Genomic DNA, 24,280 nt, shown 5'->3' on the forward strand with positions numbered 1-24,280 from the left:
GCCCTGGGGCGGAGCGATCAGGCCAGCGCCGCGATCGACCGGGCCAGGTTGGCGCGGGCCCTTGCCTCCAGCAGCGCGTGCATTCGCTGCGTGGCGTAGATCGGCTCCCGCGCGAGGAAGCGCTGCAGGATCGCGCGGCGGCGCGGCCGGCGCACCTCGTCGGGCACGAAGGCATATTCGGCATTCACCTGCCGTTCGTATTCGTCGAAGCGCGCGGGGTCCGCGCCGAGGATCGACAGGTCGATGTCGATCAGCAGTTCGGCATCGCGGCCCTCGGGCACGGCATCGTGGCGCGTGGCCATCACGAGCGCATGCACGCGGCCGGCCGCGTCGGCCGGCGCGCCGGCCGAGAGGATGGCGCTGCGCGCCCATTCGGCACTGCGGGCCTCGTTGTCATGGGCATGCACGTCGTAGACCGCGTCGTGGAACCAGAGCGCGAGCGCCACTTCGCCAGGGCGTTCGGCCAGTTCCTTCTCGCGCTCGAACCAGGCCAGGCATTCGCCGAGGTGCTGCAGCGTGTGGTAGTGGCGCTGCGGCTCGCCGTAGCAGCGCTGCAGCTCGATGTACAGCGCCTCGTCGGCAGTCGCCACGCCCAGGGCGCGCCATGCGGCGTTCCAGTTGGCCCGCAGTGCCTCGGGCGCCATCGGCTATTGCTCCATGGCGGCCTTGACCTCCTGGCCAAGGTCGAGCACCGACATCGCGTAGTAGCTGCTCCAGTTGTAGCGCGTGATCACATAGAAGTTGCGCGTGCCGGCCACGTAGGTCGGCGGCGCATCGGCGCCGTTCTGCAGCTCGATCAGCGCGAGCAGGCCCTTGTGGCGCAGGCCCTCGCCTTCGGGGACCGCGCCGGCCGCCACGAAGCTGTCGGCGCTGAAGCTCGGCAGGATGTCGGGCGCCAGCAGCAGTGCCTTCTTGAGGCGGGCCTCCTCGAAGTGCACCGGGTAGGTCGCGGGCATGCCGGGCGTCCAGCCGAAGGCCTTGAAGTAGTTGGCCACCGAGCCGATCACGTCGGCGGGGTTGTCGACCAGGTCGATGCGGCTGTCGCCGTCGAAGTCGATGGCGTACTTGGCGATGCTGCTGGGCATGAACTGCGGCATGCCCATGGCGCCCGCATAGCTGCCCACGGGCAGCAGGGGGTTGTCAGAAGTGCGGCTTTCGGTGCTCAGGAAGCTCTCGAGCTCGCCGCGGAAGAAGGCTTCGCGCTCGGCCGCACGCGGATGGGCCTGCGGAAAGTCGAACGACAGCGTGGCCAGTGCATCGATCACGCGGAAGTTGCCCATGTTGCGGCCGTAGATGGTTTCCACGCCGACGATGCCCACGATGATCTCGGCCGGCACGCCGTACATCGCCTCCGCGCGCGCGAGCGTGTCGGCATTGCTGCGCCAGAAGCGCACCCCGGCGGCAATGCGCGTCGCGTCGATGAATCGGCTGCGATAGGCCTGCCAGTTCTTCACCGTGCCGGCCGGGCCCGGCAGCATCAGGCGCGGCACGTTCGGCAAAAAGCGCGCGCTGCCGATGGTGGCGCGCACCCATTCGCGGTCGAGGCCGCGGCGCTCGGCCACCTCGTCGGCAAAGCGCATGGCGTCCTCGCGCGTGGCGTAGGGCGTGCTGCCGGCCACGGTTTTCACGCTGCGGGCGCTGGGGGCTTTCTGGGCCTGCGCGGCCATGGACCCTGCGCAGCAGGCGGCGAGGAGGGCGACGGCGGCGGCGCGGCGTGGCGCGGGAAGAAAAAATCGCATGGAGCCGATTGTGCCGTCCGCGCGAGCCCGCCTTGGCGGGACACCTGCGCTTTCAGCGCCGGGGATTCGGCGCAGCGGGCCAGTCCAGGCGCCGGAACTCGGCCCGCAGGGCCGCGAGCGAAGCCGGCGAGGCCGGGGCGTAGCGCTGGGCCTCGAGCTTGAGCAGCCATTCGCGCACGGCCTGTGCCGCCGGACCGAAGCGTGCCTCGGCCTGGGCGGCCATCTGGCGCGGCGGCGCGGTGTCGGACAGCTGGAGGCCGGCCTTGGCGAGGCGCGCGCGTGCCTGGCCGAGCAGGCGCAGCCACGGGTCGTGCTGGCTGCGCTCCCACAAGGTCCACGCCGCGCCGGCAAGGCTCGCGCCCACCAGCAGGTAGAGCAGCACGTAGGCCAGGTCCTCGAGGCTGGGCGCGTTGAAGCCGATGGTCTTGAGCAGGTTGAGCTGGCGGCTTTGCGTGTAGTTGAGCACCCACTGGTTCCAGCTGTTGTTCACCGCTTCCCAGGCGGCGCGCAGGTTCTGCGCCAGCGTGGGGCTCATCGCGCCGATGGCGCCGGCAAACAGGCCCGGCTGCGGCACGAGCCGCTGCAATTGGCCGACCCGGCCCGGCGACACCGCACCGGTGGGATCGACGCGCACCCAGCCCACGCCTTCCTCCCAGACCTCGGCCCAGGCGTGCGCGTCGCTCTGGCGCAGCACCCAGTAGTTGTCGACGCCATTGAGTTCGCCGCCCTGGTAGCCGGTCACGATGCGCGCCGGAATGCCCGCCCCGCGCATCAGCACCACGAAGGCCGAGGCGATGTGCTCGCAGAAGCCTTCCTTGCGGTCGAACCAGAACTCGTCGGCCGTCTCGTTGCCGTAGAAGCCGGGCTCCAGCGTGTAGGTGTAGCCGCCGGTGCGCAGCCGCTGCAGTGCGGCGCGGATGAAGGCCTGCGTGCCGGCGTTGGCCAGCGCGGGCTGGGCGCGCATTTCGGCGGCGAGGGCGGCGGTGCGCGGGTTCGATCCGGGCGGCAGCGCGAGATAGGGCCGCAGCGCGGCCGTCTGCCGCAGGGGTCCGCTGTGGAACTGCGTGTAGCTCTCGGCGCGGTAGCGCACGAGGTCGGAGATGGGGCGGTTCGCGAGCCATTGCAGGTCGGGCGTGCCCGTGACCTCGAGGCCGGGCGCCTGCGGTGCGCTCTGCGCCGCATCGAGCGTGAGCAGCCAGGGGCGGTGGTTGGGCTCGAGCGTGACCTCGTAGCGCACAGGCTGGCCGCTGGTGCGCAGGTTGCCCGATGGCGGCGCGCCGCGCGCCCAGGACGGCAGCGCCGTCCACTCGCGCCCGTCGAACTGCGCGAGCACCGGGCCGCGGAAGTACAGCTGGCTTTGGGGCGGTGCGCGGTTGTCCTCGAACTTGATGCGCGCCGCGATGCTGTCGTCGAGCGCCAGTTCGGCGATGGCGCCCACGCGCATGGTGTTCGACAGGCCCGTGCGCCCGGCCATCGCGTCGCCGGGCGTGCCCCACAGCGGCGCGAAGCGCGGGAACAGCAGGAACAGCGCGAGCATGATCGGCGCGCCCGCCAGGGCCATCCAGCTGGCGGTGCGCGCCGCCTGCATCAACGGCGGCTTGCCCACCGGCATGTGCGCATTGACCAGCGCGGTGAGCAGGCCCAGCAGCGCAAGCAGCATGGTGACCGCGGTCATCAGCGACTGCGAGTAGAAGAAGTTCGTGAGCATCGCGAAGAAGCCCAGGAAGAAGATGACGAAGGCGTCCCGGCGCGCGCGCAGCTCCAGCGTCTTGAGCGCCAGCAGGATCACGACCAGCGTCACCCCGGCGTCGCGCCCCAGCAGGGTGCGATGGGTGGCGAAGGTGGCGGCCAGCGTCAGCGCCAGCAGGCCCACGCGCGCCCACTTGCCCGGCAGCGGCCGGGCTTCCATGGCGAGCGTGGCGCGCCAGACCAGCACCATTGCCGTGATGGCGGTGCACCACCAGGGCAGGTTCCCGACCTGCGGCAGGACGATGAGCGCGATGACCGCAAGCAGGAACAGCGTGTCCCTGGCGTCCCTTGGCAGTGCCGAGATCTCGCGCATGAACTTGTTCATGCGCGCGGCTCCCGGCCTGAAGAAGAACGAGCGGCTTGCAGCTTCAACATAGCGCCAGCGCCTCCAGGCAAGCCCTGCGGTGGGCTTCTCCCTGCGAGGGCTGCACCACGCGTGCAGCCACGCGGATGCCGTAGTCCACGCCCAGGCGGTCCGCCATCAGCACCCAGGCGCAGAGCCGCGACACCCGGGCCTCGGTGTCGGCCAGCTGGGTGGCCTGGGCGTCGAGCCACAGCTCTTCGCGCTGCGTCTGCTGCGTGTCGCGGCTCACCAGGTCTTCGGAGCCGGTGGCTTGGGCGCGGGCCGCCTTCTTCCAGACCACGAGCTTGAGCGGGTCGCCGCGCCGGTAGGCCCTGAGGCCGTCGTACTCGCCGGCGGCCTGGGCGCGCAGGGCGGCCGAGGTGGCGGCCGGGCCCGACAGCGGTTCGCCTGGCGGCAGCGGCGGCGGATGCGCCTCGGGCGTCGGGTAGACCAGCATCTTTGCGGCTGGCCGCCACACCGTCCAGACGCGGAACGTACCGAGCGGAAAGCGGGTTTCGGCGGTGAGCGGAGGCACCGGATGGAGCCCCCGCCGCTCGGGCTTGAAGGCGATCTCGACGGTGGCGCTGCCCTCGGCCGGGACGTCGGTCCAGGCCCACTGGCCGCTGCCGCGCACGGCCATGCCGATGCCGTAGCGCACGCTGCGCCGCGTGTTGTGCAGCACCACGCGAAAGACCGCGGCGGCGCCCGCATAGTGTGCCTCGGGCGGCATCATGTGCATGGCCAGGCCGCGCAGCGTGGCGTGGCACACGTGCATGCCCACGGCCACGCTGCCCGCGAGCAGGAAGGTCAGCAGGTAGCCGAGGTTGAGCTGGTAGTTGATCGACGCGATCAGCAGCACCAGCAGCGTGGCGCCCAGCGTCCAGCCGGCGCGCGTGGGCACGATGTAGACGTTGCGCTGCGTGAGCTCCAGCGTGTCCGAAGGCGGCCGGCGCGACAGGAACCAGCCGTCGAGGCGCGAGCGTAGCGACGCGATCATCGGTGGCCGGCGGGCGTGCTCGTTTTCACGGCAGCGGCACGTCCGCGATCATTGCGCGCACCTGCTCCACCGCGCCCCGGCCCGCGTCGCCCACCGGCGTGAGGCGGTGCGCAACGGTTTGCGGCAGGATCGACTGCACGTCGTCGGGCGCGACGTAGTTGCGGTTGGCCAGCAGCGCCTGCGCCTTGGCGGCGCGCAGCACGGCAATGCCGGCGCGCGGCGAGAGGCCCTGCAGGAACCAGCGGCCGGAGCGCGTGGCCGCGATCAGGTCCTGCACGTAGTTCAGCAGCGGCTCGGCCGCATGCACCTGCTGCACGCGCTGCTGCAGCGCCGTGAGCTCGCCCGCGGTCAGGAGCGCGGGCAGGGTGGCCAGCATCTCGCGGCGGTCGGCGCCGGAGAGCAGCTCGCGCTCCGCGGCGCGGTCGGGATAGCCCAGCGAAATGCGCATGAGGAAGCGGTCGAGCTGCGACTCGGGCAGGGCGAAGGTGCCGAGCTGGTCCTGCGGGTTCTGCGTGGCAATCACGAAGAAGGGCGTGGGCAGCGGCCGCGTCTCGCCTTCGATGGTGACCTGCTTTTCTTCCATGGCCTCGAGCAGCGCGCTCTGCGTCTTGGGGCTGGCGCGGTTGATTTCGTCGGCCAGCAGCACCTGCGCGAAGATCGGGCCGGGGTGGAACACGAAGGCCTGCTGGCCCCGGTCGTAGATGGCCACGCCCGAGAGGTCCCCCGGCATCAGGTCGGCGGTGAACTGCACGCGCGAGAACTGCAGCCCGAAGGTGTGCGAAAGCGCATGGGCGAGGGTGGTCTTGCCGACCCCCGGCACATCCTCGATCAGCAGGTGCCCGCCCGCGAGCAGGCAGGCCACGCAGTCGCGCACCTGGGGCTCTTTGCCCACGATCACCGTGTTAAGCTGACTCAGCAAAGTGGCAAGCTTCGCAGCAACGTCCATATTTGTATCCATATGCAAACGATACCGTAAGACTGCGCGGCCCCATGCCGTGTGAGGTCTAGATACGACAGAGACACGGCAAAGACATGGGCAAGACCGGCTACTTCACACATCGCGATTGCTGGAAGCACGACATGGGCCGGGGCCATCCCGAATGTCCCGAGCGGCTCGACGCCATCGAGGACAGGCTGCTGCTCACCGGCGTGGGCGATGCCCTCGAACACCGCGACGTGCCGCTGGCCACCCTGGCCCAGATCACCCGCGCGCACAGCGAGGCGCACCTTGAACACCTCGAATCGCTGCACCAGCGCCTGGTGGCCGACGAGCCGGCCGGCGGCCCCCGCCATGCGCAGCTCGACCCCGACACCATTCTGAACCGCTTCACCCTGCTGGCCGCGCGCCGCGCCGCGGGCGCCGCCATTGCCGCCACCGATGCGGTGATGGCGGGCGAGATCGAGAACGCGTTCTGCTCGGTGCGCCCGCCCGGGCACCACGCCTGCTACGAACAGGCGATGGGCTTCTGCTTCCTCAACAACGTGGCCATTGCGGCGCGGCATGCGCTCGAGGTGCACGGGCTGGAGCGCGTGGCCATCGTCGATTTCGACGTGCACCATGGCAACGGCACCGAGAACATCCTGTCGAACGATCCGCGCGTGCTGATGGTGGGCTTCTTCCAGCATCCGTTCTATCCGTACAGCGGCACCGAACACCCGGCCTCGAACATGCTCAACCTGCCGATCCCGGCCTACACCAGGGGCATGGACGTGCGAGAGCTGATCGAGGCCGCCTGGATGCCCCGGCTCGAGGAATTTGCGCCCGAGATGGTCTTCGTGAGCGCGGGCTTCGACGCCCATCGCGAGGACGACCTGGGCCAGCTCGGCCTCACCGAGAACGACTTCGCCTGGATCACGGGCCGCATCCGGGACGTCGCGCGGCGCCATGCGCAGGGGCGCATCGTCTCGATGCTCGAAGGGGGCTACAACCTGGACGCCCTCGCGCGCAGCGTCGAAGCCCATGTCCGTGTCCTTGCCGATCTGTAGAGCTGCCGGCGCACACGCCGCGCCATGTTTTCCCAAGAGATGAATTTCAACGATTTCACACAACGCCTGGGCCAGGTCGACGCGCGCGGCCTGGGCATCGAGCTGGCGGCACTGGTCGCCTGCGTGGTTATCGCCTGGGTGGTCACCCGCTGGTTCGGGCGCGACCAGCCGAAGGACTCCATCTGGTTCGGCGAGCGCACCTTCGACGGGCTCCTGTTCCCGCTGCTGGCGCTGGTCTTCGCCGAACTGGCCCGGCGCCTGGTGAGCGACTTCCAGCCCGTGCTGGTGCTGCGCATCGGGGTGTCGGTGTTCCTGTCGCTGGCGGTCATCCGGCTGTTCGCGCGCGTGATGCGGGCGGTCTTTCCCACCTCCAACCTGGTCCGGCTGCTGGAGCGCACGATCTCCTGGCTGGCGTGGATCGGCGCCATCCTCTGGATCGTCGGGCTGCTGCCGCCGGTGCTGGCCGAGCTCGACGACATCACGCTGGCCTTCGGCAAGACGCGCGTCAGCCTGCAGACCATCTTCCAGGGCGTGCTCTCGGCCGGCCTGGTGCTGGTGATCGCGCTGTGGATTGCCGCCACCATCGAGAAGCGCATCCTGCGCGAGGCCGTGACCGACCTCTCGATGCGCAAGGTGGCGTCGAATGCGGTGCGCGCCTTCCTGCTGCTGGTGGGGCTGCTGTTCGCGCTGTCGGCGGTGGGGGTCGACCTCACGGCACTCTCGGTGCTGGGCGGCGCGCTGGGCGTGGGCCTGGGCTTCGGGCTGCAGAAGCTGGCGGCCAACTACGTGAGCGGCTTCGTGATCCTGCTGGAGCGCTCCATCCGCATCGGCGACAACGTCAAGGTCGACACCTTCGAGGGCCGCATCACCGACATCAAGACCCGCTACACGCTCATCCGCGCGGGCAACGGGCGCGAGGCCATCGTGCCGAACGAGTCGCTCATCACCAGCCGCGTCGAGAACCTCTCGATGGCGGACCGCAAGTTCAACATCACGACCAGCATCGTGGTGGGCTACGACAGCGACGTAGCGCAGGTGCAGTCCATCCTCTGCGCAGCGGCCAAGGCGCAGGCCCGGGTGATGACCGATCCCGAGCCGGTGACCTATCTCGCCAGCTTTGCGCCCGACGGGCTGGAGTTCACGCTGAACTTCTGGGTGGCCGACCCTGACAAGGGCAAGGACAACGTGCGCTCGGCCATCAACATTGCCATTCTCGAGGGCCTGCGCAGCGCGGGCGTGGACATTCCGTATCCGCAGCGCGTGCTGCGGGTGGAGTCGCTGCCGCCGGGCGTTTCCGCCACGCGCGAGGCTGCCGTATAATCACGAAAAAGCACGATCGTTCTTTTTTGTTGCACTGCGGTGCCAGTCGCCATGAGCGCAGGTGCGGCAAGGGCCGGACCCTAAAATGACCGGCTGCCCTCGAAGCCCCCTTTTTGCAATCCCAATGGAGTCAAGTCAATGAAGGTTCTAGTGCCTGTCAAACGGGTCGTCGATTACAACGTCAAGGTGCGCGTGAAGAGCGACGGCACCGGGGTGGACATTGCCAACGTCAAGATGAGCATGAACCCCTTCGACGAGATCGCGGTGGAAGAAGCCGTGCGCCTGAAGGAAAAGGGCGTGGTCACCGAAGTCATCGCCGTCTCCTGCGGCGACGCCAAGTGCCAGGAAACCCTGCGCACCGCCATGGCCATCGGTGCCGACCGCGGCATCCTGGTCGAGACCACCGAAGAGCTGCAGCCCCTGGCCGTGGCCAAGCTCCTGAAGGCCCTGGTCGACAAGGAACAGCCCCAGCTCGTGATCCTCGGCAAGCAGGCCATCGACGACGACGCCAACCAGACCGGCCAGATGCTCGCCGCGCTGGCCGACCTGCCGCAGGCCACCTTCGCTTCCAAGGTCGAAGTGGCTGACGGCAAGACCACCGTCACGCGCGAAGTCGACGGCGGCCTGGAAACCATCACGCTCAGCCTGCCGGCGGTCATCACCACCGACCTGCGCCTGAACGAGCCGCGCTACGTCACCCTGCCCAACATCATGAAGGCCAAGAAGAAGCAGCTCGACGTCTTCAAGCCCGAAGACCTGGGCGTGGACGTGAAGCCCCGCCTGAAGACCCTCAAGGTCAGCGAGCCGCCCAAGCGTGGCGCCGGCATCAAGGTGCCTGATGTTGCAACGTTGGTGGACAAACTGAAGAACGAAGCGAAGGTGATCTGAACATGACCGCACTTGTTATTGCCGAACACGACCACGCGACCGTCAAGCCCGCGACCCTCAACACCGTGACCGCGGCGCTCGCCTGCGGCGGCGACGTCCACGTGCTCGTGGCCGGTGCCAACGCCGCCGAAGCCGGCAAGGCTGCCGCGCAGATCGCGGGCGTCAGCAAAGTCATCGTGGCCGACAGCGCCAGCCTGGCCGAGAACCTGGCCGAGAACGTCGCCGCCCAGGTGCTCGCCATCGCCGGCAACTACAGCCACATCCTGTTCCCCTCGACCGCCAACGGCAAGAACGTCGCCCCGCGCGTGGCCGCCAAGCTCGACGTGGCGCAGATCTCCGACATCACGCTGGTGGTGAGCCCCGACACCTTCGAGCGCCCGATCTACGCCGGCAACGCCATTGCTACCGTGCAGAGTGCGGACGCCACCAAGGTGATCACCGTGCGCACCACCGGCTTCGACGCCGCAGCAGCAACGGGCGGTAGCGCAGCCGTCGAAACCGCCGAAGGCGTGGCCGACAGCGGAAAGTCGAGCTTCGTTGGCCGCGAAGTCACCAAGAGCGACCGCCCCGAACTTACCGCCGCCAAGATCATCGTCTCGGGCGGCCGGGCGCTCGGCAGCGCTGAGAAGTTCACCGAAGTGATGACCCCGCTGGCCGACAAGCTCAACGCCGGCCTGGGCGCGAGCCGCGCAGCGGTGGATGCGGGCTATGCCCCCAACGACTGGCAAGTGGGCCAGACCGGCAAGATCGTCGCACCGCAGCTGTACATCGCCTGCGGCATCTCGGGCGCCATCCAGCACCTGGCCGGCATGAAGGACTCCAAGGTGATCGTGGCGATCAACAAGGACGAAGAGGCGCCGATCTTCTCGGTGGCCGACTACGGTCTCGTGGCCGACCTGTTCACGGCGGTGCCGGAACTGGTGAAGGCGCTCTGATCGGCTCAAGGCATTGATTGAGCCGGAGGGCATCGTTCGCGATGCCCTTTTCGTATCCGCTGTATCTGGAGACATGACATGAGCTACACCGCCCCCCTCAAGGACATGCTGTTCGACATCGAGCACCTGGCCAACATCGGCGAGATCGCCAGGCTGCCGGGCTTCGAGGACGCCGGCCTCGAAACCGCGCAGGCCGTGCTCGAGGAATGTGCGCGCTTCAACCAGGACGTGGTTGCGCCGCTGAACATCGAGGGCGACCGCAATCCCTCGTCCTTCAAGGACGGCCAGGTCACGACCACGCCGGGCTTCAAGGAAGCCTTTGCGCAGTACGTGTCGGGCGGCTGGCAGGGCCTGCAGCATCCGGCGGATTTCGGCGGCCAGGGCCTTCCCAAGACCATCGGCGCGGCCTGCGGCGAAATGCTCAACTCGGCCAACATGAGCTTCGCGCTGTGCCCGCTCCTGAGCGATGGCGCCATCGAGGCGCTGCTCACGGCCGGCTCCGACGAACTCAAGGCGGTGTACCTCGAGAAGCTGGTGAGCGGGCAGTGGACCGGCACCATGAACCTCACCGAGCCGCAGGCCGGCAGCGACCTTGCGCTGGTGCGCAGCCGCGCCGAGCCGCAGCCTGACGGCACCTACAAGGTCTTCGGCACCAAGATCTTCATCACCTACGGCGAGCACGACATGGCCGAGAACATCGTGCACCTGGTGCTGGCCCGCGTGACCGGCGCGCCCGAGGGCGTGAAGGGCATCAGCCTGTTCGTGGTGCCGAAGTTCATCGTGGGCAAGGACGGGTCGCTCGGCGAGCGCAACGACGTGCACTGCGTGAGCATCGAGCACAAGATGGGCATCAAGGCCTCGCCTACCGCGGTGCTGCAGTATGGCGACGGCATGGCGGCGAGCATCGCAGACAGCGCCGGACCCGGCGCTGTGGGCTACATCGTCGGCCAGGAGAACCGCGGCCTCGAGTACATGTTCATCATGATGAACTCCGCCCGCTATGCCGTGGGCATGCAGGGCATCGCGATTGCCGAGCGTGCCTACCAGCACGCCGTGGCTTATGCGAAAGACCGCGTGCAGAGCCGCCCGGTCGACGGGTCGATGAACGCGAGCGCGCCCATCATCCACCACCCCGACGTCAAGCGCATGCTGATGACCATGCGCGCCTACACCGAAGGCTGCCGCGCGATGGCCTCGGTGGCCGCCGCCGCCTACGACGCCGCGCACCACCACCCCGATGCCGAGGCGCGCAAGCAGAACCAGGCCTTCTACGAATTCATGGTGCCGCTCGTGAAGGGCTACAGCACCGAGATGAGCCTGGAAGTGACCTCGCTCGGCGTGCAGGTGCATGGCGGCATGGGCTTCATCGAGGAGACCGGCGCGGCGCAGTACTACCGCGACGCCAAGATCCTCACGATCTACGAAGGCACCACCGCCATCCAGGCCAACGACCTCGTGGGCCGCAAGACCGCGCGCGACGGCGGCCAGACCGCCAAGGCCATTGCAGTGCAGATCGAGAAGACCGAGGCCGAGCTGGCCAAGAGCAGCAGCCCCGCCGCGGCCGCCGTCCGGAAGCGCCTGAAGGCCGCGCGCGAGGCTTTCGCGGAAGTGGTCGACTTCGTCGCGGGCCAGACCAAGGCCTCGCCGAACGCGGTGTTCGCGGGCAGCGTGCCCTACCTGATGCTCGCGGGCAACCTCGTGGCGGGCTGGCAGCTGGCACGCTCGCTGATCATTGCAGAGGACCTGGTGTCGCACAGCGTCGACGTGGACTTCATGCAGGCCAAGATCGCCACCGCGCGCTTCTACGCCGAGCACATCCTTGCCAAGGCGCCGGGCCTGCGCGACAGCATCGTGGACGGCGCTGAAAGCGTCACGGCACTGGCGCTCGACGCCTTCTGACCCACGGCCCGTGTCGCCCATCTGACGGGCGATGCAGGCCTTTCTCCTATATAAAACCGAACCCTATCCCGGAGAAGACATGTCCAAGCTGCCCCCCGTGCTCGCGAACCTGCCGCTGCCGATCATCGGCTCGCCGCTGTTCATCATCAGCAACCCGAAGCTCGTGATCGCGCAGTGCAAGGCCGGCGTGGTCGGCTCCATGCCGGCGCTCAACGCCCGCCCCGCGGCGCAGCTCGAAGACTGGCTGGCCGAGATCACCGAGGAGCTCGCGGCCTACAACAAGGCCAACCCGGACAAGCCCGCCGCGCCCTTCGCCATCAACCAGATCGTGCACAAGAGCAACGACCGGCTCGAGCACGACATGGAAATGGTCGTCAAGTACAAGGTGCCGATCGTCATCACCTCGCTGGGCGCGCGCACCGACGTGAACGATGCGGTGCACAGCTACGGCGGCGTCACGCTGCACGACATCATCAACAACAAGTTCGCGCAGAAGGCGATCGAGAAGGGCGCCGACGGCATCATTGCCGTGGCGGCCGGCGCCGGCGGCCATGCGGGCGTGAAGAGCCCGTTCGCTCTGGTGCAGGAAATCCGCCAGTGGTTCGACGGCCCCATTGCGCTGTCGGGCTCCATTGCCACCGGCGGCGCGGTGCTCGCGGCGCAGGCCATGGGCGCCGACTTCGCCTACATCGGCACCGCCTTCATCGCCACCGAGGAAGCGCGCGCGAGCGACGAGTACAAGCAGGCCATCGTCGAGGGCACTTCCGACGACATCGTCTATTCCAGCCTGTTCACCGGCGTGCACGGCAACTACCTGGCGCCCAGCATCGTCAAGGCCGGCATGGACCCGGCCAACCTGCCCGAAGGCGACGTCAAGACCATGAACTTCGGCGGCGGCGAGGGCAGCAAGGCCAAGGCCTGGAAAGACATCTGGGGCTCGGGCCAGGGCATCGGCGCCGTGACCGAAGTGGCCAGCGCCGCGGCCTTCATCGAAAAGCTCAAGCGCGAATACCAGCAGGCAAGGCAGCGGCTCGCACTTTGAGCGGCGCGGGCAATCCGGCGCCTGCCGCAGGGCCCGCGCAGCGCGGGCGGATGCCGCTGCTCGACATCGCCAAGGGCGTGGCCTGTGCGGTGATCGTCGGGCACCACCTGACGCGCTACGGCACGATGCCGGTGGGCGCCTTTCCGCTGGCGCCGGGCTTCCTGGGCTGGCTGGCCGATGACGGCCGGCTCGCGGTGCAGGTCTTCCTGGTGATTGCCGGCTTTCTTGCGGCGGCCAGCCTGGCGCCCGACGGCGTGCTGCGCGTCGACCGGCCGATGGCGCGCATCCTGCAGCGCTATGGCCGCCTCATCATGCCCTACCTGGCGGCGCTGACGGTGTGCGTGCTGGTGGCGGCGCTCGTGCGGCCCTGGATGCTCGGCGACGACGTGCCGGCGTCGCCGAGCATCGGCCAGCTGCTCGCGCACGGATTGCTGATGCAGGACCTGCTGGGCTACGAGGCGCTGTCCACGGGCGTCTGGTACGTGGCGATCGACTTCCAGCTGTTCGTGCTGGCGCTCACGCTCATGGGGCTTCCCGCCATGCTGCGGCGGACGCCGGCGCCGGGCACGGCAGTCTCGCGCGCGCGCTGGACGCCCGTGGCGCTGGTGCTGGCGGCGGCCACCACCTCGCTGGTGCTCTTCAACCGCAATGCCGATCTCGACGACACGGCGTTCTATTTCTTCGGTGCCTACGGGCTCGGCATGCTGGCCTTCTGGATCGGACGCGCCACGCGGGCCAGCACTTGGCACACCGCCGTCGTGCTGCTGGCGCTGACCGGCGCGAGCGCGCTTGCCATCGACTGGCGCAGCCGCATCGCCATCGCCCTCGTGAGCGCGCTGCTGATTGCCGTTGCCCAGCGGCGGGGCTGGCTGTCGCTCGGAAGCTGGCCCGATGCGGCCATGCCCTTGCAGCGCCTGGGCCGCATTTCGTACTCGCTGTTCCTCATCCACTTTCCGGTGCTCTTGGCCACCAACGCAGTGGTGGCGCAACTGGGGCCGCATGCCGGCTGGATCGATGCGCTGGGCATGGCCGCCACCTTCGGGCTTTCGGTGGGCGCGGCGCTCTTGCTGTACCGCGGGGTCGAGGTGCGGCCGGCGTCATGGCGCGCGGTTGCGGCATTGTTCGCGGCGCTGCTGGTCAGCGGGATGCTCGTCTCGTTCTGACCTGAGCCGCCCTGTGCCGGCAGTGCAGGGCGCCGGCCGTTTCCGCTGAAATAAAGGGTTGCAAGAGGCCGCCGGAGCAGTCACGCTCCGGCTGCTTCATGGGTTTTCATCTTTGGTAAGATTGCGAATATTCAGTAAATACTGAAAATACAAAATATCAAGGAATGATCAAGCATCCTCCGCCACGGCCGCCGCTGCAGTTTTCTGCGCGGTCGGATGCCGCAAGCCTCGTGCAAGGCGTGGCGGCGCTCACGTGGATTCCGCAGGCGGCGCTGCTGGCCATGGCCGTGCAGGGGCTGGCCTCGGGGCAGGGGATCTTGGCGGTGCAATGGCCGGCTTGCGGCATCCTGCTGCTCGGCGTGCTGCGGGCTGTTTGCGAGGCATGGGGCGCACGGCGTATCTTCGGGCGTGCGAGGGCGCAGCTCTCGGCGCTTCGCGCCCAGACCGCCTTCGCGCTGGCGGCCGGTTCGCCGCTGGACCGGGAGCGTGCCGAGTCCGGGCGCGCGGCCAGTGTGCTCGCCGAGCAGGCCGAAGCGCTGGTGCCGTATCTCGTGCGCTACCGGCCCGCGCGCTGGCGCGCGATGGTGGTCCCGGTCGTCATCCTGGCGGTGGTGGCCAGCCTTTCGTGGGTGGCGGCGCTCGTGCTGCTGGTTGCCGCCCCGCTCATCCCGCTTTTCATGGCCATCGTCGGCTGGCGCGCCAAGGCCGCGAGCGAGGCGCAGATGGTCGAGATGGGCGGCATGAACGCCTTCCTGCTCGACCGACTGCGCGGGCTGGCCACGCTGCGCGCGCTCGATGCGGTGGATGCCGCCGCCGAGCGGCTCGCGCAGTCAGCGCAGTCGCTGCGGGAACGGACCATGGCGGTGCTGCGCATCGCCTTTCTCTCGTCGGCGGTGCTGGAGCTTTTCTCGGCGCTGGGCGTGGCCATGGTGGCGGCCTACGTCGGCTTCCACCTGCTGGGCACCTTGGGCTTCGGTGCCTGGGGAGGCCAGCTGAGCCTGGGGGAAGGGCTGTTCATCCTGCTGCTCGCGCCGGCGTTCTTCGAACCGCTGCGCGAACTCTCGGCGGTCTGGCATGACCGCGCGGCTGGCGAGGCGGCACTGCAGGCGCTCGATTCGCTGCAAAGGCGCGCATTGCCCCTGCCTGGGGCGCAGGCGCCGGTCGCACGTGCTGCCACAGGCGCGGCCCGCGCAGGCTCCGCACCCGCCATCGCGATCCGCGATCTGCATTTCGCCTGGCCGGGCGAGGAGCGCAAGGTCTTCGATGGCTTGGACCTGCGTATTGCGGCCGGCGAGCACGTGGCGCTCACCGGCGCGAGCGGCACGGGCAAGACGGTGCTGCTGTCGCTGCTGGCGGGGCTGCTGCCGGTAGCGCACGGCGAAATCTCGATCGGCGGTGTGCCATTGTCCGATCGCACTGTGAATGCGCTGCGCCAGCGCATCGCCTGGATGGGGCAGAAGCCGCATGTGTTCGCGGGCTCGGTCGAGTCCAACGTCGCACTCGGGCGCGCGGGCGTGGGCGCCTCGCAGGTCGCGGCGGCGATGCGCTTCGCGTCGCTCGAGACGGTGGCGCAGGCGCATCCGGGCGTGGCGCTGGGCGAGGGCGGCATCGGCCTGTCGGGCGGCGAGGCAGTGCGCCTGGCGCTGGCGCGCATCGCGGTCCATCCGTGTGCCGACCTGCTGCTGGTGGACGAGCCCACCGCCCACCTCGACACCGAAACCGCCACCCAGGTGGCCGACGCGCTGCTGGCACTGGCGCGAGGCAAGACCCTGGTCGTCGCCACGCACGACCCGGTGCTGGCGGCGCGCATGAACCGCTCGATCCGTCTCGATGCCGAGCCGGCCGATGCGGCCTTGGAGCGCGCAGCATGAGCAGTTCACGGGGCGGCTGGCGCGACCTCCGGCTGGTGCTGCGGCCGTTCCTTGCAGCGCAGCCCCGCGCGCTGCTGTGGGGCGGCGTACTGGCGGCAGTCACCGTGCTGGCCGGCATGGCCTTGCTCGGCCTGTCGGGCTGGTTCATCACCGCCACAGCGCTCGCGGGCCTGCATGCGGCCACGGCCTTCACCTTCGACGTGTTCATGCCCTCGGCCGGCATCCGAATGCTGGCGGTAGGACGCACCGCATCGCGCTACGGCGAACGCCTGGTCACGCACGACGCAACCTTCGGCGTGCTCGCGGCATTGCGCGTGCGCCTGTTCCGCGGCTGGGCACGCCCGGGCGCGGCGCTCGAACTGGCGATGCGGCCATCGCGGCTCTTGTTCCGGCTGACTTCCGACATCGATGCGCTGGAGTCGCTCTACCTGCGGCTGCTCGTGCCTGCGGCAGCGGCGCTGGGCGCGGCGCTGCTCGCGGGCGTGGTGCTCGGCTTCATGCACGCCGGCGTGGGGCTCGCGCTGCTGCTGTGGCTGGTGGCGGTCGGGTGGGGCCTGGCGCTGTTCATCGCGCGGCGCGCCCGGCGCCCGGCAGTGCGCCGCGCACATGGCATCGAGGCGCTGCGCGCGCGCACCGTCGATCTCGTCGCGGGCCAGACCGACCTGGTGATGGCGGGGCGTGCCGATGCCCAGCGCGAAGCACTGATGAACGCCGATGCGCATCTGGCCAGGGCCGACCTCGCGCTGAACAGGCTCGAGACTTCGGCCGGCGCGGCCTACGGCGTGGCCGGCACGCTGACGCTGGTGGGCGTGCTGCTGGCGGTGGGCGCGCTCGTGGGCGAGGGGGCCATCGGCGCACCTGCCGCTGCGCTCGGGCTGCTCGTGGCGCTGACGGCCACGGAGCCTTTCGCGGCCCTGCGGCGCGGAGCGCTCGATGCCGGCCGCACCTGGCTCGCGGTCCGGCGCCTCGCGCCGCGCATGGCGCCGGGCGAGGCGCGGCCAGGCGTCGCCGCTGTCGAACCCGGCGCGGCGTGCGCAGTGAACCTGGCCGACCTGAGCGCGGCGCACGCCGGCAGCGGCATCCCTGCGCTGAACGATGTCTCGCTGGCCATCGCGCCAGGCGAGCGGGTGGCGCTGATCGGCGCGAGCGGCGCGGGCAAGTCGACACTGCTCGCGGTGATCGCCGGAGAAATCGCGCCGCTGGCCGGCAGCGTCAACGCGCAGCCAGCCTGCCTGCTGACCCAGCGCACCGAGCTCTTCCAGGACAGCCTGCGCGACAACCTCCGGCTCGCCGACCCCGCCGCGGACGACGCCCGCCTGTGGAACGCATTGCAATCGGCCGGCCTTGCGAGCGACGTGCGCTCCTTCCCCGCCGGACTCGACACCGCGCTTGGCGAAGGCGGCCTCGGCCTTTCGGGTGGGCAGTCGCGCCGGCTCGCGCTCGCGCGGCTGCTGCTGCGCCCCGTGCCGCTGTGGCTGCTCGACGAGCCCACCGAGGCGCTGGACGCCGCCATCGCGCACGACGTGCTGCAGCGCCTGTCCAGAGAGGCCGGCCCGCGCACGCTGCTGATCGCCACGCACCTGCGGCGCGAGGCCGCGCTGGCCGACCGCCTGGTGTGCATGCGCCAGGGCCGCATCGTTGCCGAACTGCGGCGCGGCAGCCCCGCCTTCGACGCCGCACTGAATGCGCTGCGGCCCGACTGAACCGACAGAAGCCAAAGACCGAAACAGGGAACACAAAAGGAAGCCACCCCATGGACCTCGACATCGTTGCGCTATCGCGCCTGCAGTTCGCCGTCACGGCGCTCTACCACTTCCTGTTCGTGCCGCTGACGCTCGGGCTGTCGATCATCCTGGCGGTCATGGAAACCGTCTACGTGATGACGGGCCGCGTGATCTGGCGCGACATGACCAAGTTCTGGGGCGTGCTGTTCGGCATCAACTTTGCGATGGGCGTGGCCACCGGCGTGGTGATGGAGTTCCAGTTCGGCATGAACTGGAGCTACTACAGCCACTATGTCGGCGACATCTTCGGCGCGCCGCTGGCCATCGAGGGGCTGATGGCCTTCTTCATGGAAGCCACCTTCGTGGGCCTGTTCTTCTTCGGCTGGGACAAGCTCTCCAAGGTGGGGCACCTGGTCGCGACCTGGGCCGTGGCCATCGGCTCCAACTTCTCGGCGCTGTGGATCCTGATCGCCAACGGCTGGATGCAGAACCCCGTGGGCGCGGCCTTCAACCCGCAGACCATGCGCATGGAAGTGACCGACTTCTTCGCGGTGCTGACGAATCCGGTGGCGCAGGCCAAGTTCGTGCACACCGTGTCGGCGGGCTACGTGTGCGCGGCGGTGTTCGTGCTGGGCGTATCGGCCTGGTACCTGCTCAAGGGCCGCCACCTGGAACTGGCCAAGCGCTCGATGACGGTGGCGGCCTCGTTCGGCCTGGCGGCTTCGCTGTCGGTGGTGGTGCTGGGCGACGAGAGCGGCTACCTGTCGACCGAGCACCAGAAGATGAAGCTCGCCGCCATCGAAGCCATGTGGGAAACGCACCCCGCGCCCGCGGCCTTCACCGCCTTCGGCTTCCCCGACCAGGAAGCGCGCGAGACGCACTACGCCATCCATATTCCGGCGGTGATGGGGCTGATCGGCACGCGCTCGCTCAACACCGTGATCCCCGGCATCGACGAGCTCGTGAAGCGCGCCGAGGTGCGCATCCGCGAAGGCGTCAAGGCCTACGACGCGCTGCAGCAGATCCGCGCCGCCGGCAGCACGCAGGCCGTGCCGCAGGGCGTGCGCGACACCTTCGAGAACGGCGGCGCCGACATGGGCTATGCGCTGCTGCTCAAGCGCTACGTCGACGATCCGCGCAACGCCACGCCCGAGCAGATCACCAAGGCCGCATGGGACACCGTGCCGCAGGTGGCGCCGCTGTTCTGGCTGTTCCGGATCATGGTGGGCATCGGCATGCTGCTGATCGTGCTGACGGCCACCTTCTTCGTGCTTTCGGCGCGGCGCCGGCTCGACCGCCACCGCTGGCTGCTGAAGGCCGCGGTGCTGGCCATACCGCTGCCGTGGATCGCCATCGAGTCCGGCTGGCTGGTGGCCGAGTTCGGCCGTCAGCCCTGGGTGATCGAAGGCGTGCTGCCGACCGCGGTGGCCGTGTCGAACCTGGGCGTGAAGACGCTGCTGATCACGCTCGGCGGCTTCATCGCGATCTACACCACGCTCTTCATCATCGAGATGAAGCTGCTGCTCAAGGTGATACGCAAGGGGCCGGAGGCCGAGCATGCGCCCGATGTCGGCGAAGCCCGGTCCCATGTTCCGCCAGTTCGCGCCATGGCGGCGCCAGGGAGTTCCTCATGATCCTGCATCAACTCATCGACTACGACACGCTTCGAATCATCTGGTGGGCGCTGATCGGCGTGCTGCTGGTCGGCTTTGCGGTCACCGACGGATTCGACCTGGGAAGCGGCATCCTGCTGCCTTTCGCCGCGCGCACCGATCTCGAGCGCCGCGTGGTCATCAACAGCGTGGGGCCGGTGTGGGAGGGCAACCAGGTGTGGCTGATCCTTGGCGGCGGCGCGATCTTCGCGGCCTGGCCGCAGCTGTACGCGGTGTCGTTCTCGGGCTTCTACCTGGCGATGTTCGTGATTCTCACGGCCCTCATCCTGCGGCCCGTGGCCTTCAAGTTCCGCAGCAAGCGCGAGGAGCCGCAATGGCGCGCGCGCTGGGACTGGGTGCTGTTCTTCAGCGGCCTGGTGCCCGCGCTGATCTTCGGCGTGGCCGTGGGCAACGTACTGCAGGGCGTGCCATTCCGCTTCGCGACCGACATGCATATTCACTACGACGGCAGCTTCTTCGCGCTGCTCAATTCGTTCGCGCTGCTGTGCGGCCTGGTCTCGGTCGCGATGATGGTCACCCACGGCGCGGCATGGCTGCAGCTCAAGACCGCGGGCCCGGTGGCGGAGCGCGCGCGCCTCTATGGGAGCGTTGCCGCCGCGGCGGGCATCGTGCTGTATGCCCTGGCAGGCGCGTGGATGGCCTCGGCCATCGGCGGCTACCGCATCACCAGCGCCATCGAGATGACGGGGCCGTCGAATCCGCTCTTGAAGACCGTCGAGCTGCATGCGGGCGCATGGCTTGCCAACTATGCGGCCCATCCCTGGACCATGGCCGCGCCGGCGGCGGGCTTCGCCGGCCTGCTGGGTGCGCTCGCGGGCCTGCTGCTGCGCCGGCCGGTGCTGGCGCTGCTGGCGGCCGCGCTCGGCATTGCCGGCATCATCCTGAGCGTGGGCGCATCGATGTTCCCGTTCATCCTGCCGTCGTCGATCGACCCGCGCGCGAGCCTCACGGTGTGGGACGCATCGTCGAGCCACCTCACGCTCTTCATCATGCTGGTGGTCACGGGTTTCTTCATCCCCATCATCGTGGCCTACACCACCTGGGTCTACCACGTGCTGTGGGGCAAGGTCGACGAAGAAGCCATCCGCGACGAGAGCGGACACGCGTACTGAACGGAGAAAAAATATGTGGTACTTCGCCTGGATCCTCGGCCTGCCGCTGGCGGCCGCCTTCGCCGTGCTCAACGCCATGTGGTACGAACTCATGGACGACGACGCCATCCGCAAGGAAAAGCTCGCACTGCCCGAAGCGCCGCAGGGGCAGGAGCGGCTCTGACGAAGCCGCTCAGCCGGCGGCCGGCTTTTTCTTCTTCTTGGGCGCACTGCCGGTGATGCGGTCCTTGAGGCTCAGCACCTTGGTCACGGTGGCGCCCATGCCCATCAGCTGCATCGCGGTTTCGGGCGCGAGCCGCTGGACGTCGTCGAACCACTTCATGAGCCGGTCGATCAGGTCGTGCATCTCGCGCATGCGCTCCTGCGCGTGGCGCTCGGCGTCGCTGGCCGGCGATTCGAGCAGCGCGCTGCGCAGCATCGAGAGCGTGGGCTCGATCTCGCGGCGGCGGCGCTCTTCGGCCAGCACGCGGAAGATCTCCCACACATCCGCCGGCGCCTCGAAATATTCGCGCCGGTCGCCCGGTTGATGGCGCAGCTGCACCAGCCGCCACGCCTGCAGTTCCTTCAAGCCCATGCTCACGTTGGAGCGCGAGAACTCGAGCAGTTCGGCAATCTCGTCGGCATTGAGCGCACGTTCGGAAATGAAGATCAGCGCGTAGATCTGGCCGACGGTGCGGTTGATGCCCCACTTGCTGCCCATCTCGCCGAAGTGGGCGACGAACTGGCGGTTGAGCGGGGGAAGGGTGGCGGTGGGCATCGGCAGATTTTCGTTGCGAATTGCTGTAGTTTCAAGAAAGACTGAAGCTTTCCGGCGCACGAGGACCTGCTTCGTCCCTCCAAGGTGAATTCCTGATCCATCCGTTGCCGCATCGCCCCTTTCGAGAGGAGTGCCCCTACGCCCACGGCGTGGGCAGCGGAATCTCGCACACCGGCTCGACGTCGATGCTCTTGAAGTCCGCCGGCGAGACGATCTCCAAATATTCCATGTCGGGCGAATAGTCGAACAGGTAGTGGCGAATGCCGGGCCGCTGGTGCACCACGTCGCCGGCCTCGACCAGCGTTTCCTTGTCCTCGTACATGAAGCGGGCCCAGCCCTTGAGCATGATCACGATCTGGAAGTCGGCCTCGTGGCGGTGCCAGCCGGTGCCTGTTTCCGGTGCCATGTTGGCCTTGACGAGGTGCGCGATGACCTTGCCGTTGGTGGCCTCGGCAATGCCGAGGTCGCGGTAGAGGAAGAAATCGCGCAGGCCGCCCGAGACGTACTCGGTGTCGCCGGGCTTGACGTGGGAGAACTGGGTGGCGGTTCGGTCCGGCATGGGGCGCTCCTTCGCAGCAGGTGGTGGTGATGGCGCGGCACGCATAAAGCGTTCCCAAAGGCATCTGCCGCGAAGGGCTGATGCGGGCATCGCTTGACGCCTCCGCGGCGCGCCAGGATACTCAACCACATGGTTCACTCAGACAATGCCACGCTCGACGCCGTCTTTGCCGCTCTCTCCGACCCCACGCGCCGCACGGTGCTGGAAACCCTGGGCGAGCGCAGCCTCAGCGTGACCGAGCTGGCCGAGCCGCATGGCATGTCGCTGACCGGCTTCATGAAGCACCTGCGGGTGCTGGAGGACGCCGGGCTCATCTCGCGCACGAAAGAGGGCCGCATCGTGCGCTGCGAGCTCTCGCCGCGTCCCATGCAGGAGGCCGCCGTGTGGCTGTCGCGCTATGAGAAATTCTGGACCGGGCGCCTCGATGCACTGGCGCGCTTTCTCTACCAACAAGAGGAGACCGAATGGCAAAAGCTGCCGCCCCCGCCACCGAGCGACCTTCGCTCACCCTCCGCAGGCACTACCCCGTCGCCCCCGAAAAAGTCTGGCGCGCGTGGACCGACCCGCAAGCGCTGAAGGCCTGGTTCGGCCCTGAAGAAATCGTTTCCGTGCCGCTGGCCGAAGTCGACCTGCGCGTGGGTGGCCGCTTCCGCGTGGCCATGCGCGCGGCCGACGGCGAGACGCACGACGTGAGCGGTACCTACCTGGAACTCGTGCCCAACCGCAAGCTGGTCTTCAGCTGGGCCTGGCGCAGCACGCCGGAGCGCGAGTCGCGCGTCACGGTGCGCATCGAGCCCGACGGCAATGGCTGCGAACTGGTCCTGCTGCACGAGCAGTTCTTCGACGAGGCCGCGCGCGACGGGCACAGCCACGGCTGGGCCGGCGCCATGGTCAAGCTGGAGCAATGGCTGGTGAAAGCGGTCGAATGACTGGCCGGCGCGACAAGGTTGTCGGCAGACTGCCACCCGCCCGCGCCACGGTGCGCGAATGGACGGGCCTGGCCGTCATCGCGCTGCCGTGCATGCTGTATTCGATGGATCTCACGGTGCTGAACCTGGCGATTCCCTCGATCAGCGAAGACCTCAAGCCCACCGCCTCGCAGTTGCTGTGGATTGTCGATATCTACGGCTTCTTCGTCGCCGGGCTGCTGGTCACCATGGGCACGCTGGGCGACCGCATCGGCCGGCGTCGGCTGCTGCTCATTGGCGCGGCGGCCTTCGGCATCGCCTCGGTGCTGGCTGCGTTCTCCACCAGCGCCAACATGCTCATTGCCACGCGGGCGCTGCTTGGCGTGGCGGGCGCGACGCTCGCGCCGTCGACGCTCTCGCTCATCCGCAACATGTTTCTCGATCCGGGGCAGCGCACGGTGGCTATCGGCGTCTGGATTTCCAGCTATTCGGCCGGTGCGGTCATCGGCCCGGTGCTGGGTGGTGTGCTGCTGCAGTTCTTTCCGTGGGGCTCGGTGTTTCTGATCGGCGTGCCGGTGATGGTGCTGCTGCTGGTGCTCGGGCCCATCCTGCTGCCCGAATACCGCGACCCGGAAGCGGGGCGGCTCGACCTGGCCAGCGTGGCGCTTTCGCTCGGCGCGGTGCTGGCGGCCATTTACGGCATCAAGCAGGTGGCGGAGCACGGGCCCGATGCCATGTCGGCACTGGCCATCGTGGCGGGAGGGGCGCTCGGGTGGGCGTTCGCGCGCAGGCAGGGGCGGCTCGCCGACCCGATGATCGATCTGCGCCTGTTCCGGCTGCCTGCCTTCAGCGTCTCGCTGGCGGCCTACATGCTGGCCTGCTTCGTGATGTTCGGCATCTTTCTCTACAACGCGCAGTACCTGCAGCTGGTGCTCGGCCTGTCGCCGCTGCATGCGGGCCTTTGGAGCGTGCCGAGCGCGGCTGCTTTCATCGCCGGCTCCATGGTCGTGTCTGTGCTGGTGCGCCGCATGCGGCCGGCCTTTGTGATGGGCGGCGGCTTGGGCGTTGCTGCCTTGGGATTCGCGATGCTCGTGATGCTCCCCGCGGACGGCGGCCTGGCGTGGATGGTGACCAGCACCGTCATTTCCTCCCTGGGCCTGGCGCCGGTGTTCACGCTGGCCACCGATCTGGTGGTGGGCAGCGCGCCGCCTGAGCGCGCCGGCGTGGCCTCGGCCATTTCGGAAACGAGTTCGGAGTTTGGCGGTGCACTCGGCATCGCGATTCTGGGCAGCATCGGTGCGGCCATCTACCGCAGCACGATGGCCGAGGTCGTTCCGGCCGGTTTGGCGGGTGCTGCCGAAGTGGAGGCTGCGCGCAGCACGCTCGGCGGGGCGGTGGCCCTGGCAGGACAACTCGGAGGTACTGCTGGCGTCGAACTGCTCGACACCGGCCGGGCCGCCTTGCTGCATGGCATGCGGCTGACGGCCGGGATTTGCGCGGCGGTGCTGCTTGCGGTGGGCGCGCTGGTGGCTGTGCGGCTGCGCAGCGCCGGAGAGGCCGCGCAGCCCAAGGCGCCGTCGGATGCATTGCCGGAGCGCTGACGAAGACCCATACT

22 protein-coding genes are annotated in these 24,280 nt (G+C 68.8%); 15 read left to right on the forward strand and 7 right to left on the reverse strand.

Translation table 11 applies throughout. The annotated features are described in order from the left end of the window. Nucleotides 1-17: 17 nt before the first annotated feature. Genes L1081_RS04110 through L1081_RS04130 form a run of 5 tightly spaced genes read right to left on the reverse strand, consistent with a single transcriptional unit; the run spans nt 18 to nt 5,774 of the window. Nucleotides 18-644, reverse strand: coding sequence for an HD domain-containing protein (locus tag L1081_RS04110; RefSeq protein WP_489415308.1), 627 nt, complete (start codon nt 642-644; stop codon nt 18-20). Nucleotides 645-647: 3 nt separating this feature from the next. Continuing rightward, entirely contained in the window at nt 648-1,739 is a 1,092-nt protein-coding gene (gene mltB, locus L1081_RS04115) for a lytic murein transglycosylase B (protein ID WP_489415309.1), read from the reverse strand. Between the two features lie 52 nt (nt 1,740-1,791). Then, nucleotides 1,792-3,813, reverse strand: a complete 2,022-nt coding sequence (locus L1081_RS04120; protein ID WP_489415310.1) for a transglutaminaseTgpA domain-containing protein — start codon at nt 3,811-3,813, stop codon at nt 1,792-1,794. Between the two features lie 43 nt (nt 3,814-3,856). Next, nucleotides 3,857-4,828, reverse strand: coding sequence for a DUF58 domain-containing protein (locus tag L1081_RS04125; RefSeq protein WP_489415311.1), 972 nt, complete (start codon nt 4,826-4,828; stop codon nt 3,857-3,859). Nucleotides 4,829-4,853: 25 nt separating this feature from the next. Next, nucleotides 4,854-5,774 carry an AAA family ATPase gene (locus tag L1081_RS04130; RefSeq protein ID WP_489415312.1) on the reverse strand — a complete coding sequence of 307 codons (921 nt, stop codon included), beginning with the start codon at nt 5,772-5,774 and terminating at the stop codon, nt 4,854-4,856. An 86-nt stretch (nt 5,775-5,860) separates the two neighbouring features. Between L1081_RS04130 and L1081_RS04135 the strand changes: the two genes are divergently transcribed. From L1081_RS04135 to cydX, 12 genes are all read left to right on the forward strand, one after another. Then, nucleotides 5,861-6,814, forward strand: a complete 954-nt coding sequence (locus tag L1081_RS04135; protein WP_489415313.1) for a histone deacetylase family protein — start codon at nt 5,861-5,863, stop codon at nt 6,812-6,814. A gap of 39 nt (nt 6,815-6,853) precedes the next feature. Beyond that, entirely contained in the window at nt 6,854-8,134 is a 1,281-nt protein-coding gene (locus tag L1081_RS04140) for a mechanosensitive ion channel domain-containing protein (protein WP_489416859.1), read from the forward strand. Nucleotides 8,135-8,272: 138 nt separating this feature from the next. Then, the gene (locus tag L1081_RS04145) at nt 8,273-9,022 is read left to right on the forward strand and encodes an electron transfer flavoprotein subunit beta/FixA family protein (RefSeq protein WP_489415314.1); all 750 of its coding nucleotides are present in this window, start codon (nt 8,273-8,275) and stop codon (nt 9,020-9,022) included. Nucleotides 9,023-9,024: 2 nt separating this feature from the next. Continuing rightward, nucleotides 9,025-9,957 (forward strand): FAD-binding protein, encoded by a 933-nt coding sequence (locus L1081_RS04150; RefSeq protein WP_489415315.1) that lies wholly within the window; start codon nt 9,025-9,027, stop codon nt 9,955-9,957. A gap of 78 nt (nt 9,958-10,035) precedes the next feature. Continuing rightward, nucleotides 10,036-11,856 (forward strand): acyl-CoA dehydrogenase C-terminal domain-containing protein, encoded by a 1,821-nt coding sequence (locus tag L1081_RS04155; protein ID WP_489415316.1) that lies wholly within the window; start codon nt 10,036-10,038, stop codon nt 11,854-11,856. 79 nt (nt 11,857-11,935) lie between these two features. Then, entirely contained in the window at nt 11,936-12,898 is a 963-nt protein-coding gene (locus L1081_RS04160) for an NAD(P)H-dependent flavin oxidoreductase (protein WP_124962207.1), read from the forward strand. 50 nt (nt 12,899-12,948) lie between these two features. After that, complete coding sequence (locus L1081_RS04165) at nt 12,949-14,061, forward strand: acyltransferase family protein (protein WP_489415317.1); 1,113 nt, start codon at nt 12,949-12,951, stop codon at nt 14,059-14,061. Between the two features lie 164 nt (nt 14,062-14,225). Beyond that, entirely contained in the window at nt 14,226-15,932 is a 1,707-nt protein-coding gene (cydD, locus tag L1081_RS04170) for a thiol reductant ABC exporter subunit CydD (protein ID WP_489415318.1), read from the forward strand. Next, nucleotides 15,929-17,635, forward strand: coding sequence for an ATP-binding cassette domain-containing protein (locus tag L1081_RS04175; RefSeq protein ID WP_489415319.1), 1,707 nt, complete (start codon nt 15,929-15,931; stop codon nt 17,633-17,635). The genes cydD and L1081_RS04175 overlap by 4 nt, the downstream gene beginning before the upstream one ends. A 50-nt stretch (nt 17,636-17,685) precedes the next feature. Then, on the forward strand, nt 17,686-19,290 hold the full coding sequence (locus L1081_RS04180) for a cytochrome ubiquinol oxidase subunit I (RefSeq protein WP_489415320.1): 1,605 nt from the start codon (nt 17,686-17,688) through the stop codon (nt 19,288-19,290). Next, nucleotides 19,287-20,441 (forward strand): cytochrome d ubiquinol oxidase subunit II, encoded by a 1,155-nt coding sequence (gene cydB / locus L1081_RS04185; RefSeq protein WP_489415321.1) that lies wholly within the window; start codon nt 19,287-19,289, stop codon nt 20,439-20,441. The genes L1081_RS04180 and cydB overlap by 4 nt, the downstream gene beginning before the upstream one ends. A gap of 13 nt (nt 20,442-20,454) precedes the next feature. Beyond that, entirely contained in the window at nt 20,455-20,604 is a 150-nt protein-coding gene (gene cydX / locus L1081_RS04190; protein ID WP_012748462.1) for a cytochrome bd-I oxidase subunit CydX, read from the forward strand. Between the two features lie 9 nt (nt 20,605-20,613). On the opposite strand, the gene L1081_RS04195 is transcribed toward cydX, so the two are convergent. Together L1081_RS04195 and L1081_RS04200 are read right to left on the reverse strand one after the other, a co-directional pair. Further along, nucleotides 20,614-21,198, reverse strand: coding sequence for a GbsR/MarR family transcriptional regulator (locus L1081_RS04195; protein ID WP_319426661.1), 585 nt, complete (start codon nt 21,196-21,198; stop codon nt 20,614-20,616). Nucleotides 21,199-21,334: 136 nt separating this feature from the next. After that, entirely contained in the window at nt 21,335-21,757 is a 423-nt protein-coding gene (locus L1081_RS04200) for a cupin domain-containing protein (protein ID WP_489415322.1), read from the reverse strand. Between the two features lie 129 nt (nt 21,758-21,886). Between L1081_RS04200 and L1081_RS04205 the strand changes: the two genes are divergently transcribed. Genes L1081_RS04205 through L1081_RS04215 form a run of 3 tightly spaced genes read left to right on the forward strand, consistent with a single transcriptional unit; the run spans nt 21,887 to nt 24,266 of the window. After that, nucleotides 21,887-22,333 carry a metalloregulator ArsR/SmtB family transcription factor gene (locus tag L1081_RS04205; RefSeq protein WP_489415323.1) on the forward strand — a complete coding sequence of 149 codons (447 nt, stop codon included), beginning with the start codon at nt 21,887-21,889 and terminating at the stop codon, nt 22,331-22,333. Beyond that, nucleotides 22,222-22,686 carry an SRPBCC family protein gene (locus L1081_RS04210; RefSeq protein ID WP_319426655.1) on the forward strand — a complete coding sequence of 155 codons (465 nt, stop codon included), beginning with the start codon at nt 22,222-22,224 and terminating at the stop codon, nt 22,684-22,686. The genes L1081_RS04205 and L1081_RS04210 overlap by 112 nt, the downstream gene beginning before the upstream one ends. Then, entirely contained in the window at nt 22,683-24,266 is a 1,584-nt protein-coding gene (locus L1081_RS04215) for an MFS transporter (RefSeq protein WP_489415324.1), read from the forward strand. Before L1081_RS04210 ends, L1081_RS04215 begins: the two co-directional genes overlap by 4 nt. Nucleotides 24,267-24,280: the final 14 nt, after the last annotated feature.

This window comes from Variovorax sp. MSC1_012 (assembly GCF_023667525.1).
GTDB lineage: Bacteria > Pseudomonadota > Gammaproteobacteria > Burkholderiales > Burkholderiaceae_C > Variovorax > Variovorax beijingensis_B.